Annotated in this window: 11 protein-coding genes; 2 read left to right on the forward strand and 9 right to left on the reverse strand. The window is 66.3% G+C overall.

Translation table 11 applies throughout. The features are described 5' to 3' along the window. Nucleotides 1–65: 65 nt before the first annotated feature. Both QOL57_RS04685 and ffh read right to left on the reverse strand, forming a co-directional pair. Nucleotides 66–500, reverse strand: coding sequence for a hypothetical protein (locus QOL57_RS04685; RefSeq protein WP_089239638.1), 435 nt, complete (start codon nucleotides 498–500; stop codon nucleotides 66–68). Nucleotides 501–555: 55 nt separating this feature from the next. Continuing rightward, the gene (ffh, locus tag QOL57_RS04690) at nucleotides 556–1,932 is read right to left on the reverse strand and encodes a signal recognition particle protein (protein WP_089239636.1); all 1,377 of its coding nucleotides are present in this window, start codon (nucleotides 1,930–1,932) and stop codon (nucleotides 556–558) included. A gap of 122 nt (nucleotides 1,933–2,054) precedes the next feature. On the opposite strand from ffh, the gene ccsA reads away from it, so the two are divergent. Then, nucleotides 2,055–2,849 carry a cytochrome c biogenesis protein CcsA gene (ccsA, locus tag QOL57_RS04695; protein ID WP_089239634.1) on the forward strand — a complete coding sequence of 265 codons (795 nt, stop codon included), beginning with the start codon at nucleotides 2,055–2,057 and terminating at the stop codon, nucleotides 2,847–2,849. A gap of 70 nt (nucleotides 2,850–2,919) precedes the next feature. On the opposite strand, the gene QOL57_RS04700 is transcribed toward ccsA, so the two are convergent. The 4 genes from QOL57_RS04700 to radA form a co-directional block, all read right to left on the reverse strand. Next, the gene (locus tag QOL57_RS04700) at nucleotides 2,920–3,384 is read right to left on the reverse strand and encodes a DUF3828 domain-containing protein (protein ID WP_089239632.1); all 465 of its coding nucleotides are present in this window, start codon (nucleotides 3,382–3,384) and stop codon (nucleotides 2,920–2,922) included. Between the two features lie 138 nt (nucleotides 3,385–3,522). After that, nucleotides 3,523–5,829, reverse strand: coding sequence for a tetratricopeptide repeat protein (locus QOL57_RS04705; protein WP_089239630.1), 2,307 nt, complete (start codon nucleotides 5,827–5,829; stop codon nucleotides 3,523–3,525). Nucleotides 5,830–5,877: 48 nt separating this feature from the next. Further along, nucleotides 5,878–7,734 (reverse strand): ATP-binding protein, encoded by a 1,857-nt coding sequence (locus QOL57_RS04710; protein ID WP_089239628.1) that lies wholly within the window; start codon nucleotides 7,732–7,734, stop codon nucleotides 5,878–5,880. 176 nt (nucleotides 7,735–7,910) lie between these two features. Then, nucleotides 7,911–9,287: a DNA repair protein RadA gene (radA, locus tag QOL57_RS04715; RefSeq protein WP_089239626.1), complete on the reverse strand. Its 1,377-nt coding sequence runs from the start codon at nucleotides 9,285–9,287 to the stop codon at nucleotides 7,911–7,913. 148 nt (nucleotides 9,288–9,435) lie between these two features. Between radA and QOL57_RS04720 the strand changes: the two genes are divergently transcribed. Beyond that, the gene (locus QOL57_RS04720) at nucleotides 9,436–11,493 is read left to right on the forward strand and encodes a bifunctional diguanylate cyclase/phosphodiesterase (RefSeq protein WP_089239624.1); all 2,058 of its coding nucleotides are present in this window, start codon (nucleotides 9,436–9,438) and stop codon (nucleotides 11,491–11,493) included. A gap of 322 nt (nucleotides 11,494–11,815) precedes the next feature. Here QOL57_RS04720 and cyoD read toward each other — a convergent pair whose 3' ends face one another. From cyoD to cyoB, 3 genes are read right to left on the reverse strand one after another with little or no spacing between them, the layout of a single operon-like run. Next, nucleotides 11,816–12,157 (reverse strand): cytochrome o ubiquinol oxidase subunit IV, encoded by a 342-nt coding sequence (cyoD, locus tag QOL57_RS04725; RefSeq protein WP_025873831.1) that lies wholly within the window; start codon nucleotides 12,155–12,157, stop codon nucleotides 11,816–11,818. Further along, the gene (gene cyoC / locus QOL57_RS04730; RefSeq protein WP_089239622.1) at nucleotides 12,157–12,804 is read right to left on the reverse strand and encodes a cytochrome o ubiquinol oxidase subunit III; all 648 of its coding nucleotides are present in this window, start codon (nucleotides 12,802–12,804) and stop codon (nucleotides 12,157–12,159) included. The genes cyoD and cyoC overlap by 1 nt, the downstream gene beginning before the upstream one ends. Continuing rightward, nucleotides 12,801–14,798: a cytochrome o ubiquinol oxidase subunit I gene (gene cyoB, locus QOL57_RS04735; protein WP_089239620.1), complete on the reverse strand. Its 1,998-nt coding sequence runs from the start codon at nucleotides 14,796–14,798 to the stop codon at nucleotides 12,801–12,803. Before cyoB ends, cyoC begins: the two co-directional genes overlap by 4 nt.

Consider the following 14,798-nt stretch of genomic DNA (forward strand, 5'->3'; position numbering starts at 1 on the left):
GCTGCCAGCATACGCCAGACACTGTGGACGGGAGCGTCGCACCGGGCGATCCGCTCCCGCGTTGCTCAGCGTGCAGACACCGCGTAGGTGCGGACCAGCTGGCTGTCCATTTCTTCGTTGAACTTGAACGTCACATAGCGCGCGTCATCAGCGGCGAACTCTTCCTCGGCGCTGGCGCGACCGATCTCGGTGCCCTCGGCATCCAGTGCACGCGCCACCAGCTTGCCCTTGAAGGCCTTGTCGGCCACCACGTAGACCGCCGCGTCCTTGGAGCCCATGCCACGGCTCTTGCCGAGGGTGACGGTAAGGCCCTGCGCAGCCAGGCCCGGATCGGCCTGCAGCGTCACGTTCATCTTCTTGTCCACGCCCTCGCCCAGCCCAGCGACGAAATCGGCAGCGGTGCCGCTGATGGCACTGCCGGCCTTCTGCGACACGGAGGTGTCGTCCTTGCAGGCAACCAGGCCCAGGGCCAGCGCCATCACCACGATCGACTTGTTCATGCACATTCCTTTGATTGATTCCGCGGGTTGTTCAAGCGTTGGGTGCAGCGCGCGCTCAGCGGAACGGCATGCCACGGCCGCCCATGGCGCCCATCATGCCCTTCATGCTGCGCATCATGCCCTTCATGCCACCACCGGCCATCTTGCTCATCATCTTTTCCATCTGCATGTACTGCTTCATGAGCTTGTTGACGTCGGCCGGCTGGGTGCCCGAGCCGCGCGCGATGCGGGCACGACGCGAGCCGTTGAGCAGGTTCGGGTTGCGCCGTTCCTTCTTGGTCATCGAGCTGATGATGGCGATCATGCGCGGCACTTCCTTGCCCTGGCTGACCTGCTGCTTGAGGTGTTCGGGAATCTGGCCCAGGCCCGGCAGCTTGTCCATCAGGCCGCCGATGCCGCCCATGTTCTGCATCTGCTCGAGCTGGTCGCGCATGTCGTTCAGATCGAACTTCTTGCCCTTGGCGACCTTCTCGGCCAGCTTCTGCGCCTTGTCCTTGTCGACCTGCTGCTCGACCTGCTCGACCAGCGACAGCACGTCGCCCATGTCGAGGATGCGGCTGGCGATACGGTCCGGGTGGAAGACATCCAGACCTTCCGGCTTTTCGCTGACACCGACGAACTTGATCGGCTTGCCGGTGATGTAGCGCACGCTCAGCGCGGCGCCGCCACGGGCGTCACCATCGGTCTTGGTCAGCACCACGCCGGTCAGCGGCAGCGCGTCGCCGAAGGCCTTGGCGGTGTTGGCCGCGTCCTGGCCGGTCATGGCGTCGACCACGAACAGGGTTTCAGCCGGATTGACTGCGGCGTGCAGGGCCTTGATCTCGGCCATCATCGCTTCGTCGATGGCCAGGCGGCCGGCGGTATCGACCAGCAGCACGTCGACGAACGACCTGCGTGCGTCATCGATGGCGGCGCGGACGATGGCCTCCGGCTTCTGGTCGGCGCTGGACGGGAAGAACAGCACGCCCACCTGCTCGGCCAGCGTCTTCAGCTGCTCGATCGCCGCCGGACGGTAGACGTCGGCCGAGACCACCATCACCTTCTTCTTGCGCTTTTCCTTCAGGTGCTTGGCCAGCTTGCCGACCGTGGTGGTCTTGCCGGCACCCTGCAGGCCCGCCATCAGGATGATGGCCGGAGCGGGAACGTTGAGGTTCAGGTCGCTGGCTTCGGCGCCCATCACCGCGGTCAGCTCGTCGCGCACGACCTTGATCAGGGCCTGGCCCGGGGTCAGCGACTTCAGCACTTCCTGGCCGACCGCACGCACCTTGATGCGCTCGATCAGGGCCTGCACCACCGGCAGCGCGACGTCGGCTTCGAGCAGCGCGATGCGGACCTCGCGGGTCGCCTCGCGGATGTTCTCTTCGGTCAGGCGGCCACGGCCGCGCAGGCGCTCGATGGTGCCGGAAAGGCGCTGGGTCAGGGACTCGAACATGCGGCGCAACCTGTCTGAAAGCGGGGGACAATAAGGCCCACAGTATAACGGGTCCACCGCGCTCCCCGGACTGCGACGCCAGGCCCGTCGCCAGCACCCCGGGGGTATGCGAAACTTCAACGATGACAATCGTTCTCATCGCCGTCCTGCTCTACCTGGCCGCCAGCGCCCTGCTGGTGCGCGCCCTTGGTCGCAACGACGGGGTGACCTCGCCTGTGTGGCTGTGGCCTGCGCTGCCGGCGATGCTGCTGCATGGCGGCTACCACGTGCTGGTGGCGATGCGCACGACCGGCGGACCGGACATGCACTTCTTCGCCGCGCTGTCGCTGGTGGGTCTGGGCATGGCCTGGCTGACCTCGCTGGTGGGCGCGCGCGGGCGCATGTCCACGTTGGGCGTGGTGGTGTTCCCGCTGGCCGCGCTGCTGCTGGTGGTCTATCACAGCTACGGCCACGAACCGAGCAAGCTGCTGGGCTGGCGTCTGGCCAGCCACGCCTGGTTGGCGCTGCTGGCCTACGCCACGTTGAGCATCGCAGCGCTGCTGGCGATCATGCTGTGGCTGCAGGAACGGGCGCTGCGTCGCCGTGAATTCCGTCCGTGGCTGCGTGCGCTGCCGCCGATGGCCGACCTTGAATCGCTGCTGTTCCGGGTGATCACCGTCGGCTTCGCCCTGCTGACCCTGACCCTGGTCACCGGCGTGCTGTTCGTTGACGACCTGCTGGCGCAGAAGCTGGTGCACAAGACGGTGCTCAGCGTGCTGTCGTGGATCGTGTTCGGCGTGCTGCTGATCGGCCGCCGTCGCTATGGCTGGCGCGGCACGAAGGCGGTGCACTGGACGTTGACGGCGATGTTGTTGCTGCTGCTGGCGTTCTTCGGCAGCCAGTTCGTGATCGAGCTTGTGTTCGGGCATTCGCGCTAGAGGCGTGCCGGCCGCTGGCCGGCAATCGCAGATGGAGTAGATCCACGCCATGCGTGGATGCCCCAGCTGCTCAGGGCACCGGCTGGGCCAGGATCCTGCGCACCGAGCGGCCGCTGTTGGTGAGGATGTCATCGACCTGCCAGCAGCCCTCGCCCTTGCGCACCATCGGCAACCGCGTCACATAGGCCTTGCTCCATACCGCATAGCGCATCTCGACCTGCCCCGCCGTGGCTGAGGCCTGCTTCCAGCTGTAGCGCACGGGACTGTCGATGTCCCCGTCCTGCGCGTCCAGCCACGGATCGGAATCGATCGTGCAGATGCCCTCTTCGCGCACCTGGCAGGCACGCTCGGCGTGCAGCGCCTTGGCAAACGCCGCGCTGACCAGTGCCTGCGGCGGCTGCAGCAGGTCGCCCTTGCCGGTGGTCGCTTCGAAGAAGGCACGTGCTACGTCGGCCGGTTGCTGGCAGGCAGGCGCAGCCTGCACGGTGGGGGCCAACAGTAGCCCGGCGATCACCAACATCCCTGTCTTTCGCATGTATTTCTCCTAGAGGTAGTGCCGGCCGCTGGCCGGCAACACAGGATCCCATGGGTTTGCCGGCCAGCGGCCAGCACTACCGGCAACACGTATGGGTAGCGCCGGGCCATGCCCGGCGAGCCCGCAGCGCGGCAGAGATTACAGCCCGTACCGCTCGATCGCATCCAGGTGCGGCTGGCGGTCCTGGTCGCAGGCCTCGGCCAGGCGCAGCCAGCAATGCGGGTGCGCCCAATCCGCCGTAGCCTGCTGCAGGAAGCGATGCAGCGCCAGCGGCGCGTGATCCTGCGGCTGGGCGACAGTGAACAGCAGACCCGGCAGCGTGCCGTCTTCCGCGTCCGGATCGGTCACGGTGTAGTCCGCACGGCTGTGCGACCACACCTGCCAGCCCTGTGCCTCGGCGGCTTCCACGAAGGCGTTCCATGCATCTTCACCGGGGTGTGCGCCATCGACCAGCCAGCTGCGCGCGAAACCACCGCGCTCCAGCACGTGCACCTGCGCATAGGTCGGAATGAAGTGCTCGCGCTCCGCTTCGTCCTCTGGTGCGGGGTGCACCAGGCCGGCGTCGAACACCACCCAGTCACCCACCTGCTGTGCGCGGTTGGCCGGTGCGTTTTCGACGATGCGCGCGGTCACCGGGCCGCTGCGGCGGGCGTAGTACTCCATCGGCTCGCCGCCTTCCTCGCTGCGGATGATCACCCAGCCCCAGGGCTCTTCGACCACGCCCTGCTGGCTGGACAGTTCCATGCCGATCGCTGCTGCCGAGCGGCGCACCGCATCCCAGTCGCGCGCCGCGCTGGCCGCACTCATGTGGTCCCAGTGCGCGGCGTTGGGCTCTTCCAGCAGTTCCACCAGCTGCGCATAGCAGGCCTGCGCCTCGCTGAAGCGGCCGGTCTCCATGTACATCCGCGCAAGCGTCCCGCGTGCACCGTTCGAGCCCGGCGACAACGCCAGCAACGCCTGCGCGGCCTGTTCCAGCGCCGGCCAGTCGGACGCACGCCGTGCGCGCTGTACCTCGCACCAGTGCGCGAACACCGGCACGCTGTCGCGGTAGGTCGCGGCCAGCCTGCGCAGGCCGTCATCGTCGCCCTGCTCGGCCAGCCAACGCATCAGCGTGTAGGCCGCTGCGCCATCTTCCTGCGCGTGGCCGCGCACGAAGTCCCACAGCAGCGCCTGCGCTTCGGTCTTCGCGCCACAGGCATGCAACGCCGACGCGGCGACCTCGGCCAGCGCGCCGTCGTCCGGCCGCTCGGCGTGCGCCTGCAGCAGCCACTGCGCTTCACGCTCGGGATCGCGTGACTGGTTCTGTTCGCCCTGTGCTTGCAGCCACGCCAGCAGTTCATCGGCAGGCACCGGTAGCGATGCCATCTCCGGCAGCGCCTCGATCCGTGCCGCCAAGCCAGCCACCAGCGCGGCGGCGCCACGGTCCTGCCGCAGCTGCGCCAGATGGGTCCGGGCCAGGCCGAGCTGGCGCTGCGCCACCCAGCGCGCACCGCGCTGCAGGGCCAGTTCCAGGCTCAATGCAGCGATCTCGATCACCAGGCGATGCGCGCCAACAGTGGCGAAGTGCTCGATGATGGTGTTGAAGCGCGTGCCCAGATCCCAGGTGTTGCGTTCGCCATCACGACTGCACAGCGTCGAAGCGGTATTCGCCCACAGCCGCCAGTGGTTCGGCGTCAGCTCGCTCCAGGGCACCAGCTGCTGCAGCGCCTCTTCATCACGTCCCAGCTGGGCCAGCGCCCAGGCCTTGGACAGGCGGCGCGGCACCGTGCAGTTGGCCGGCTCGTATTCGCCTGCGGCGGCCACTTCGGCCTCGCGCTGCTCGATCAGTGCCAGCGCCTCCGCCGCACGGCCGCTGGCCAGCAGGATCTTGATCTGCATTTCCGGGAAGCTGTCGAACACTTCCTTGCCGCGCGCCTGGATCGCCGCCGCCTGCACCTGCAGGTAATCCAGCGCGTCCTGGCCGCGGCCGTCGTCCAGCAGCGCGTCCGCCTTCTCGCAACTCAGGCACTGGAAGCAGGCCCAGCTCGGGTCGATGCGGCCCAGCGTCTCGTCGCAGACCTCGATGCGCTCGGGCACCCAGCCCGGACCATCGATGTTGCCGTAGCAGGCGGCAAGATCCTGGGTGACGCAGATCGACTGCGGGCAGTCCAGGGTATCGGCACGGTGCGCGCGCTCGAACAGCGCCACCGACTCGCCCAGCGCACTTTCACCTTCCACGCGGTTGCCGACGCGGTTGCGCAGCGCCCAATGGCCGACATAGACGTCGACCCAGGGGTTGTCCAGCGCCTTGCCCAACGCGCGTGCTTCGGGCAGCAGTGCATCGACGCGGTCGACCTGCAGTTCACTGACTTCATCGGCAAGGCGGGTCAGCAGGTGGGCGTTCTGTGCCTGCCCGGCCTGGCGCAGGTCTTCCTGCAGTTTTTCGACCCAGTTCCAGATATCCATGGGGGTAATGCTCCTGTCTAGCGAAGGCTGGATGAGAGGGGGCGGTGCTCAGCGCAGCATCTGCTGCAAGGCACCGGCTATATCAGTGAATGCACCGTTGAGATCGGGGCCCGGCGTCGCAGCACTCCGCTGCAACGGCCGGCCCTGCGCGGACACGATGATCTTCAGCGAGCGCAGCAGGCGCGCGGCCGACGCCGCCTGCGGGTGGCCATCCCGCTGGGCCTGCAGCAATGCCTGCACCGCTGGATTGTCCAGATTGAGGTAGAGCCGCGACGGTGCACGCGCCTCGATGCGCGCGGTGAACTGGCGCGCCAGTCGCAATGCGGCCATCGATACGCGCTTGTCGTTCTCGTCGTCTTCCAGGCGCTGTTTCAGTTCGGCTTCGCGGTCGGGCACCACCACCACCGGCAGCGCCTCGGGGCTGAACCGCGCCGGCAGCAGCTGTTCGCCGTCGCCCAGGTGTTCGCGCAGCCAGGCCAACTGCGTATCGTCAATGCTGTCGTCGGTGCGGAACAGTGCGCGATTGCCCTGCTCGGTACCGAGTTCGACCAGCCGCAAACCCTTGACCTGGGCCCAGCGGCGCAGGAACGGCACCACGGCATAGCGGTGGCCATGCGCGACCGGCACACCCATCGCACGGAACAGCATTTCCTCGAAGCCGCCACCGTTGTCGAGGATCACATGCACCGCGCCGCGCGCCGGCAACGCGCTGGCCGGCAGGTCACCCTGCGAGGTCGGCACGCGCACGTGTTCCAGCAGCAGATCGAACAGGCGCTCATCGCACAGCGCCGCGCCCAGCAGGGCTTCGTTGTGGCGGCTGAGCACGCGTCGCCAGGCTTCGGGCTGCTGCCGCGCGACGTCGGCCAGGCCATCGATCAGCGCTTCCAGCAGGGCGTGCTGTACGGCGCGATAGTGGTCATCGCGCTGCAGGTCCTCGCGGCTGGCGGTCGGGGTCAGCTTCGACGATTCGATCACCCCGCCGATGAAGCCGGCCCACGGCGGCAGCAGGTCGCGTGCATCGTCGTCCAGCAGCATGCCGCGCACGAACACCGAGAGGTTGCGGTTGTCGCTGGTGCCGTAGGTGGCACCGTCCTGCACCCAGAGCATGCCGACGGCGTCGCTGCTGCCATCAGACTGCAGCGGCATCGTCACGATGGGCTCGAAATCGTGTTCGAAGCGGGCCGCGAACTGCTGCGCCTGGCGGCGTGCCTGCACCGGATGCAGTGCGACGTCACCCTGCCCGCGCCACGGCGGTGGTTCGGGATTGATCGCGGCGGTCGCCGCACCGATGAAGATCGGCTCGGACAGCAGCGCGCAGTAGCGGCCCAGCACCTCGTGCAGGCGCGCTTCGTTGGCCAGCGGCAGGAAGTCCGGATGCAGCTCCAGCTCGACCTCGGTGCCGATCGCGCGTGCCGGCACTTCGCTGACGGTGTACTGCTCGGCATTGCTGGACACGTACAGGTGGCCCAGCTCTGGTGACTGGTAGGAGGTGGTACGCACGCTGACACGGCGCGCCAGCACGAAGGCCGACAGGAAGCCCAGGCCGAACATGCCGATCAGGCCTTCATTGTCCTCGCCGTCCTGGCGCAGGCCGCGGGTGTAACCGACCCCGACCGTGGCCAGGTAATCGTGGATTTCCTGCCGGGTCAGGCCGGCACCGGTGTCGGTGATGCGCAGCACGCCGGCGGCGACATCGACCTGCACGTCGATGCGCGACACACTCTGGATGCCGGGCTGCTCGATACGGCGACGGATGATCGAATCGTGCGCGTTCTGCACCAGCTCACGCAGCGCCACCATCGGGGTGGAATACAGGTGCTTGCCCAGCACCGTCATCAATCCATTGAGATCGACCCCGGCGCGGCGGATTTCGGCGGCGGGGGTGCTGAACATCGGGTCCTGCATGTAATCGATTACTCCTTGCCACGGAAAGGCGCCAGGGGGCGCCTTCGTCGAGCCGGGAAAACTAGCACAGGCAGGCTGACCGTTGCCGCATGTGACGTTTGTAGAGCCGAGCCCACGCTCGGCTGCCCTTTGCCGGAAAAGCAGCCGAGCATGGGCTCGGCGCTACAGTACCGGCATCACGCCGCGTCAATGGCCTCGGACAGGCGTTCGACCGCGATCACCTCCATCCCCTTCACCGAGCCGCCCTTGGGCGCGTTGGCCTTGGGCACGATGGCGCGCTTGAAGCCGTGGGTCGCGGCTTCGCGCAGGCGATCCTCGCCGTTGGGTACCGGCCGGATCTCGCCGGACAGGCCGACTTCGCCGAACGCGATGGTCTTCTCGGCCAGCGGACGGTCCTGCAGCGAGGACAGCACCGCCAGCAGCACCGGCAGGTCGGCGGCGGTCTCCTGCACGCGGATGCCACCGACGACGTTCACGAATACGTCCTGGTCGCCCACCATTACGCCGCCATGCCGATGCAGCACCGCCAGCAGCATGGCCAGGCGGTTCTGCTCCAGCCCCACCGCCACGCGGCGCGGATTGGACAGCGGCGAGGCGTCGACCAGCGCCTGCACTTCCACCAGCAGCGGCCGAGTACCCTCGCGGGTGACCATCACGCAGCTGCCCGGCTGGTGCGTGCTGGCACCGGACAGGAAGATCGCCGACGGATTGGAGACCTCCTTCAGGCCTTTGTCGCCCATCGCGAACACGCCCAGCTCGTTGACCGCACCGAAGCGGTTCTTGAAGGCGCGCAGCAGGCGGAAGCGGCTACCGCTCTCGCCTTCGAAATACAGCACGGCATCGACCATGTGTTCCAGCACCCGCGGGCCGGCGATGCCGCCCTCCTTGGTCACGTGGCCGACCAGGAACACCGCGGTTCCGGTTTCCTTGGCGAAGCGCACCAGCCGCGCAGCGCTCTCGCGCACCTGGCTGACCGAACCGGGCGCAGCGGTCAGCGTCTCGGTCCAGAGCGTCTGCACCGAATCGGCCACGATCAGCCGTGGCCCACTCTTGGTGGCGTGCTGCAGGATGGACTCGACACCGGTCTCGGCCAGCGCGTTGACGCCCTCCAGCGGCAGCTCCAGCCGGTGCGCACGACCGGCAACCTGGGCCAGTGATTCTTCACCGGTGACGTAAAGCACCGGCAGGACCGCGGCCATCTTCGCCACGGCCTGCAGCAGCAGGGTGGATTTGCCGATGCCCGGATCGCCACCGACCAGCACCACCGCGCCCTCGACCAGGCCGCCACCGAGCACGCGGTCGAATTCACCGATGCCGGTGCTGACCCGGTTGTGCTCGGTCTGCGCCACGTCCTTCAGCGCGGTGATCTTCGGCGGGTCGATCTTGCCGGCCCAGCCGGCACGGCGCGAGGCGGGCGCCTTGGCCGCCGCAGCACTCTCCAGGACGATTTCCGACAGCGCGTTCCAGGCATTGCACTCGGTGCACTGGCCTTGCCACTTGCTGTATTCGGCGCCGCATTCATTGCAGACATACGCGGTGCGGGCTTTGGCCATCGGGAATTTCCTGCAGGGGCAACGAGCGTGGCAGGATAGCCGAGCCGGGTCGCAGCTGCTGCGACCACTCAAGTCCCACCCGCCGGTGCCGATAGTGGTGGCGGGCGTGCGCCTTGCGGTCGCCCCTCCCTTTTCCTCTGGATTCAACATGACTGGTAGTTACAGTCAGGGCCTGGTCGCCATCTCGCTGCTGGTGGCGATCCTGGCGTCGTATACCGCACTCGACATGGCCGGCCGCCTGGCCACGGCCGAGGGCCGGGTCGCCCGCTGGTGGCTGGCCGGCGGTGCCGCCGCGATGGGCCTGGGCATCTGGTCGATGCACTTCATCGCGATGCTGGCGTTCGAGCTGCCGATTCCAGTCGGATACGACCTGGCGATCACCCTGTATTCGCTGGCCGTGTCGATCGGCGCGTCGGCCTATGCGCTGTGGCTGGTGTCGCGGCCCAGCCTGCCGCTGCAGCGGCTGGCCGCCGGTGCGGTGCTGATGGGGCTGGGTATCGCGGCGATGCACTACCTGGGCATGGCCGCGATGCGGATGCAGCCCGGCATCGATTACCACCCCGGCTGGTTTGCCGCTTCGATCGCGGTGGCCATCGGCGCCGCCGGTGCAGCGCTGTGGATCGCCTTCCGGCTGCGCGTAGAGCAACGCAACACGGTGCGCCTGCGGGTACTGGCGTCGCTGGTGATGGGCCTGGCCATCGTCGGCATGCATTACACCGGCATGGCCGCCGCGCGTTTCCCGGCAGGCAGCGTCTGCGGCGCGGTCGGCAGTGGCGGTATCGATCCCCGCTGGCTGGCAGTGCTGGTGATCGTGACCACCCTGGCCACGCTCGGCATCGCCCTGGTTGCCTCGCTGTTCGACCGCCAGATGCGCGTGCGCACCGGTCTTCTGGCCGATTCCCTGGCGCACGCCAATGACAAGCTGATCCAGGCGGCACTGCACGATCCGCTGACCCAGCTGCCGAACCGCATGCTGCTGCAGGATCGGATCGAGCAGGCCATCGAGAAGGCGCAACGCCGCCAGCAGTCGGTGGCGGTGATGTTCTGCGACCTGGATGGCTTCAAGGCCGTCAACGATGCCTATGGTCACCAGCTGGGCGATCGCCTGCTGGTCGCTGTGGCCCAGCGCGTGGGGGCGCAGCTGCGGCCGCAGGACACCCTCGCCCGCCTCGGTGGCGACGAGTTCGTGATCGTGCTGGCCATCGATGCGCCTGACGATGCGGCGGTGGTCGCCGAGCGGGTGATCGCGGCGGCCAGCGAACCTTTCGTGCTGGATGCGGCGGAACTGCAGGTCACCGCCAGCCTGGGCATTGCCCTGTATCCGGACGATGCCGGCGACGAACGCGAGTTGATGGCACATGCCGATGCGGCGATGTACCACACCAAGGAAACCGGCCGGAACGGCTACACCTTCTTCATCCCCTCGATGCAGCTCAGTGCCAACCGCCAGCTGCGCCTGCTGCAGGACCTGCGCAAGGCGATCGCGCGCAACGAACTGCTGCTGCACTATCAGCCGAAATTCCCGGCGGCCGATGCGCCCGCCACCGGCGCCGAGGCGCTGCTGCGCTGGCAGCATCCAGAGCTGGGCCTGCTGGCACCGGACGTGTTCATTCCCATCGCCGAGCGCAGCGGCCTGATCCTGCCGATCGGCGACTGGGTGCTGGACCAGGCCTGCGCGCAGCTGCGGGTCTGGCATGACGGCGGGCACAGCGAATGGACGATGGCGGTGAACCTGTCGCCGCTGCAGTTCGCCTCGCCGGCCCTGCTGGACAGCGTGCGGTCGGTGCTGGAACGGCATCGCATCGACCCGGCGCGACTGACCCTGGAGATCACTGAAACCACGGCGATGAAGGATGTCGAGGCCAGCCTGGCGATCCTCAACGATCTGACCGCGATGGGCGTACACATCGCCATCGACGACTTCGGTACCGGTTATTCCAGCCTGCTGTACCTCAAGCGCATGCCGGCCACCGAGCTGAAGATCGACCGGGCGTTCGTGCATGACCTCGAACGCAATGACGAGGATGCGGCCATCGTGTCGTCGATCATCGCGCTGGGCCGCACCCTGCAGCTGCAGGTGGTGGCCGAGGGCGTGGAGACCCAGGCGCAGCGCGATTACCTGAGTGAGCTGGGCTGCGACCAGCTGCAGGGTTATCACCTGGGACGGCCGATGGACGCCGAGGAGTTCCTGCGCAAGGTGGGTTGAGCGGCAACCGCATCCACGCATGGCGTGGATCTACTGCATCCTCCGGGTGCATTGAACGGCAACCCCATCCACGCTTGGCGTGGATCTACTGCATCCTCCGGATGCATTGAACGGCAACCGCATCCACGCATGGCGTGGATCTACTGCATCCTCCGGGTGCATTGAACGGCAACTGCATCCACGCATGGCGTGGATCTACTGTGCGGGGACTTCGCGGTGACGGGTAGATCCACGCCATGCGTGGATGCGTTCCCCGCGATCGCGCAACAAACAGAAAGGCCGCCCAGAGGCGGCCTTTCTGCGTGGCAACGTCGCGAAGACGTCAGTGCATCATGTGCACGTTCATGTTGTGCATGACCCACAGGGTACCGACCACGATGATGCCGATCACCACCACGGTGAAGGCCGCAGCGTTGACGTTCCACCGGCTCTCCGACGAGCGGTCCAGGTGCAGGAAGAACACCAGGTGGACCAGCATCTGCAGCACCGCGGTGATGGCGATCACCACACCGTTCACGGTGCGCGAGAAATCACCCGACATCACCATGTAGAACGGGATGACGGTCAGCACCACCGCCAGCACGAAGCCGATCAGGTACGACTTCACGGTGCCGTGGCTTTCGCCGCCGGCGGCGTGGTCGTGTGCATGGTTGTCATGTGCCATTACAGCGCTCCATTGAGGTAGACGACGGAGAACACGCCGATCCAGATCAGGTCCAGGAAGTGCCAGAACAGGCTCAGGCACGCCATGCGGGTCTTGTTGGTCGGGGTCAGGCCGTACTTCTTCAGCTGCACGAACATCACCAGCAGCCACAGCAGGCCGGCGCTGACGTGCAGGCCGTGGGTACCGACCAGGGCAAAGAACGCCGACAGGAAGGCACTGCGGTCCGGACCGTAACCCTGATGGATCAGGTGCTGGAACTCATAGACTTCCATGCACATGAAGCCGAAGCCCAGCAGCCAGGTGATGCCCAGCCACAGGAACATCTGACCGACCTGCTTGCGGTGCATGGCGATCATGCCCAGGCCGAAGGTCAGCGACGAGGTCAGCAGCAGCGCGGTTTCCCACGCCACGAACGGCAGCTCGAACAGGTCCTTCGCGCCGGGGCCACCATCGGTGCCGCCGGCCAGCACCACGTAGGTGGCAAACAGCGAGGCGAAGATGAGGCAGTCGCTCATCAGGTACACCCAGAAACCGAAGACGGTGTTGCCGCCGGTGTCGTGGTGCTCGTGGTGCTCGTGGTCGTCATGGCCATGGGCCGCCGCGTGTGCGGCGTGCCCGTGGTTTACGGTCGAGGTATTGGTGCTCATGCCTTCAGCTCCGACTTCACCAGGCCCTGGGCTTCCAGGTGCTTGCGGTGTTCGTTCTCGATGCGTTCCACCTCGGCAGCCGGGACCCAGTAGTCCACGTCCTGGTCGAAGGTGCGGTAGATGAACGTGGCGATCATGCCGACGAAGCCGATGATGGCCAGCCACCAGATGTGCCAGATCATCGCAAAGCCGAACACCATGCTGAAGGCGCCGATGACAACGCCGGTGCCGGTGTTGCGCGGCATGTGGATGTCGGTGTACTTGGCCGGCTTCGGCCAGGCCTCACCACGCTGCTTGCGCTCCCAGAAATCGTCCAGCTCGGTGACTTCCGGCAAGGTGCCGAAGTTGTAGAAGGCCGGCGGCGAAGAGGTTTCCCACTCCAGCGTACGGGCATCCCACGGGTCGCCGGTCAGGTCGGCAGTCTTCTTGCGGTCGCGGATCGACACGGCCACCTGGATGATCTGGCACAGGATGCCGGCACCCACGATGAAGGCGCCAACAGCGGCCACCAGCAGGAACGGCTCGTAGGCCGGGTTGACGGTGCTCTGCAGACGACGGGTCATGCCCATGAAGCCCAGCACGTACATCGGCATGAAGGTCACATAGAAGCCGATGAACCAGCACCAGAACGCGCACTTGCCCCAGAACTCGTTGAGGCGGAAGCCGAACATCTTCGGCCACCAGTAGGTGATGCCGGCGAACATGCCGAACACCACGCCGCCGATGATGACGTTGTGGAAGTGGGCGATCAGGAACAGGCTGTTGTGCAGCACGAAGTCGATGGCCGGGATCGCCAGCATCACGCCGGTCATGCCGCCGATGGTGAAGGTGACCATGAAGCCGATGGTCCACAGCACGGGCGTGGTGAACTGCACGCGACCGCGGAACATGGTGAACAGCCAGTTGAAGATCTTCACACCGGTGGGGATGGAGATGATCATCGTCGTGATGCCGAAGAAGGCATTGACGTTGGCACCCGAGCCCATGGTGAAGAAGTGGTGCAGCCACACGATGAACGACAGCACGCCGATGCAGGCGGTGGCGTAGACCATGCCCTTGTAGCCGAACAGGGCCTTGCGCGAGAAGGTCGCGATGACCTCGGAGAACACGCCGAAGGCCGGCAGCACCAGGATATAGACTTCCGGGTGACCCCAGATCCAGATCAGGTTGATGTACAGCATGGCGTTGCCGCCACCGTCATTGGTGAAGAAGTGCGTACCCAGGTAACGGTCCAGGGTCAGCAGCACCAGGGTGATGGTCAGCACCGGGAAGGCGGCGACGATCAGCACGTTGGTCACCAGCGCGGTCCAGGTGAAGACCGGCATCTGCATGAGCTTCATGCTCGGGGTGCGCATCTTGAGGATGGTGATGAAGAAGTTGATACCACTCAACGTGGTACCCAGACCCGCCACCTGTAGTCCCCATATGTAGTAGTCCATACCTACATTGTTGCTGTACTCGATGCCCGACAATGGCGGGAAGGCCAGCCAGCCGGTGGCGGCGAATTCACCGATCCACAGCGACAGCATGATCAGCACCGCACCGGACACGAACAGCCAGAAGCTGAGCGAGTTGACGAACGGGAACGCGACGTCGCGCGCACCGATCTGCAGCGGCACGGCCAGGTTCATCAGGCCGGTGATCAGCGGCATCGCCACGAAGAAGATCATGATCACGCCGTGGGCGGTGAAGATCTGGTCGTAGTGGTGCGGCGGCAGGTAACCCTCGGACCCGCCGACGGCGATGGCCTGCTGGGTACGCATCATGATCGCGTCGGAGAAACCGCGCAGCAGCATGACGAAGGCGACGATGATGTACATCACGCCGATCTTCTTGTGATCCACCGAGGTGAACCACTCCTTCCACAGATAGCCCCACAGCTTGAACTTGGTGATCAGGGCGACGACGCCCAGGCCACCAAGGATCGCGCCGACCAGGGTGGTCAGCACGATCGGATCGTGGGGGATCGACTCAAGAGAGAGTTTTCCCAACAT

The sequence above is a fragment of the Stenotrophomonas sp. yr243 genome (assembly GCF_900184195.1).
GTDB lineage: Bacteria > Pseudomonadota > Gammaproteobacteria > Xanthomonadales > Xanthomonadaceae > Stenotrophomonas > Stenotrophomonas lactitubi.

Bases quoted from the DNA above. Each gene is read 5' to 3' on its own strand.
- cyoC (WP_089239622.1), bottom strand. From the start codon at position 12,804: ATGAGCACCAATACCTCGACCGTAAACCACGGGCACGCCGCACACGCG.
- QOL57_RS04720 (WP_089239624.1), top strand. From the start codon at position 9,436: ATGACTGGTAGTTACAGTCAGGGCCTGGTCGCCATCTCGCTGCTGGTG.
- ffh (WP_089239636.1), bottom strand. From the start codon at position 1,932: ATGTTCGAGTCCCTGACCCAGCGCCTTTCCGGCACCATCGAGCGCCTG.
- QOL57_RS04700 (WP_089239632.1), bottom strand. From the start codon at position 3,384: ATGCGAAAGACAGGGATGTTGGTGATCGCCGGGCTACTGTTGGCCCCC.
- QOL57_RS04685 (WP_089239638.1), bottom strand. From the start codon at position 500: ATGAACAAGTCGATCGTGGTGATGGCGCTGGCCCTGGGCCTGGTTGCC.
- ccsA (WP_089239634.1), top strand. From the start codon at position 2,055: ATGACAATCGTTCTCATCGCCGTCCTGCTCTACCTGGCCGCCAGCGCC.
- cyoD (WP_025873831.1), bottom strand. From the start codon at position 12,157: ATGGCACATGACAACCATGCACACGACCACGCCGCCGGCGGCGAAAGC.
- cyoB (WP_089239620.1), bottom strand. From the start codon at position 14,798: ATGTTGGGAAAACTCTCTCTTGAGTCGATCCCCCACGATCCGATCGTG.
- QOL57_RS04710 (WP_089239628.1), bottom strand. From the start codon at position 7,734: ATGCAGGACCCGATGTTCAGCACCCCCGCCGCCGAAATCCGCCGCGCC.
- radA (WP_089239626.1), bottom strand. From the start codon at position 9,287: ATGGCCAAAGCCCGCACCGCGTATGTCTGCAATGAATGCGGCGCCGAA.
- QOL57_RS04705 (WP_089239630.1), bottom strand. From the start codon at position 5,829: ATGGATATCTGGAACTGGGTCGAAAAACTGCAGGAAGACCTGCGCCAG.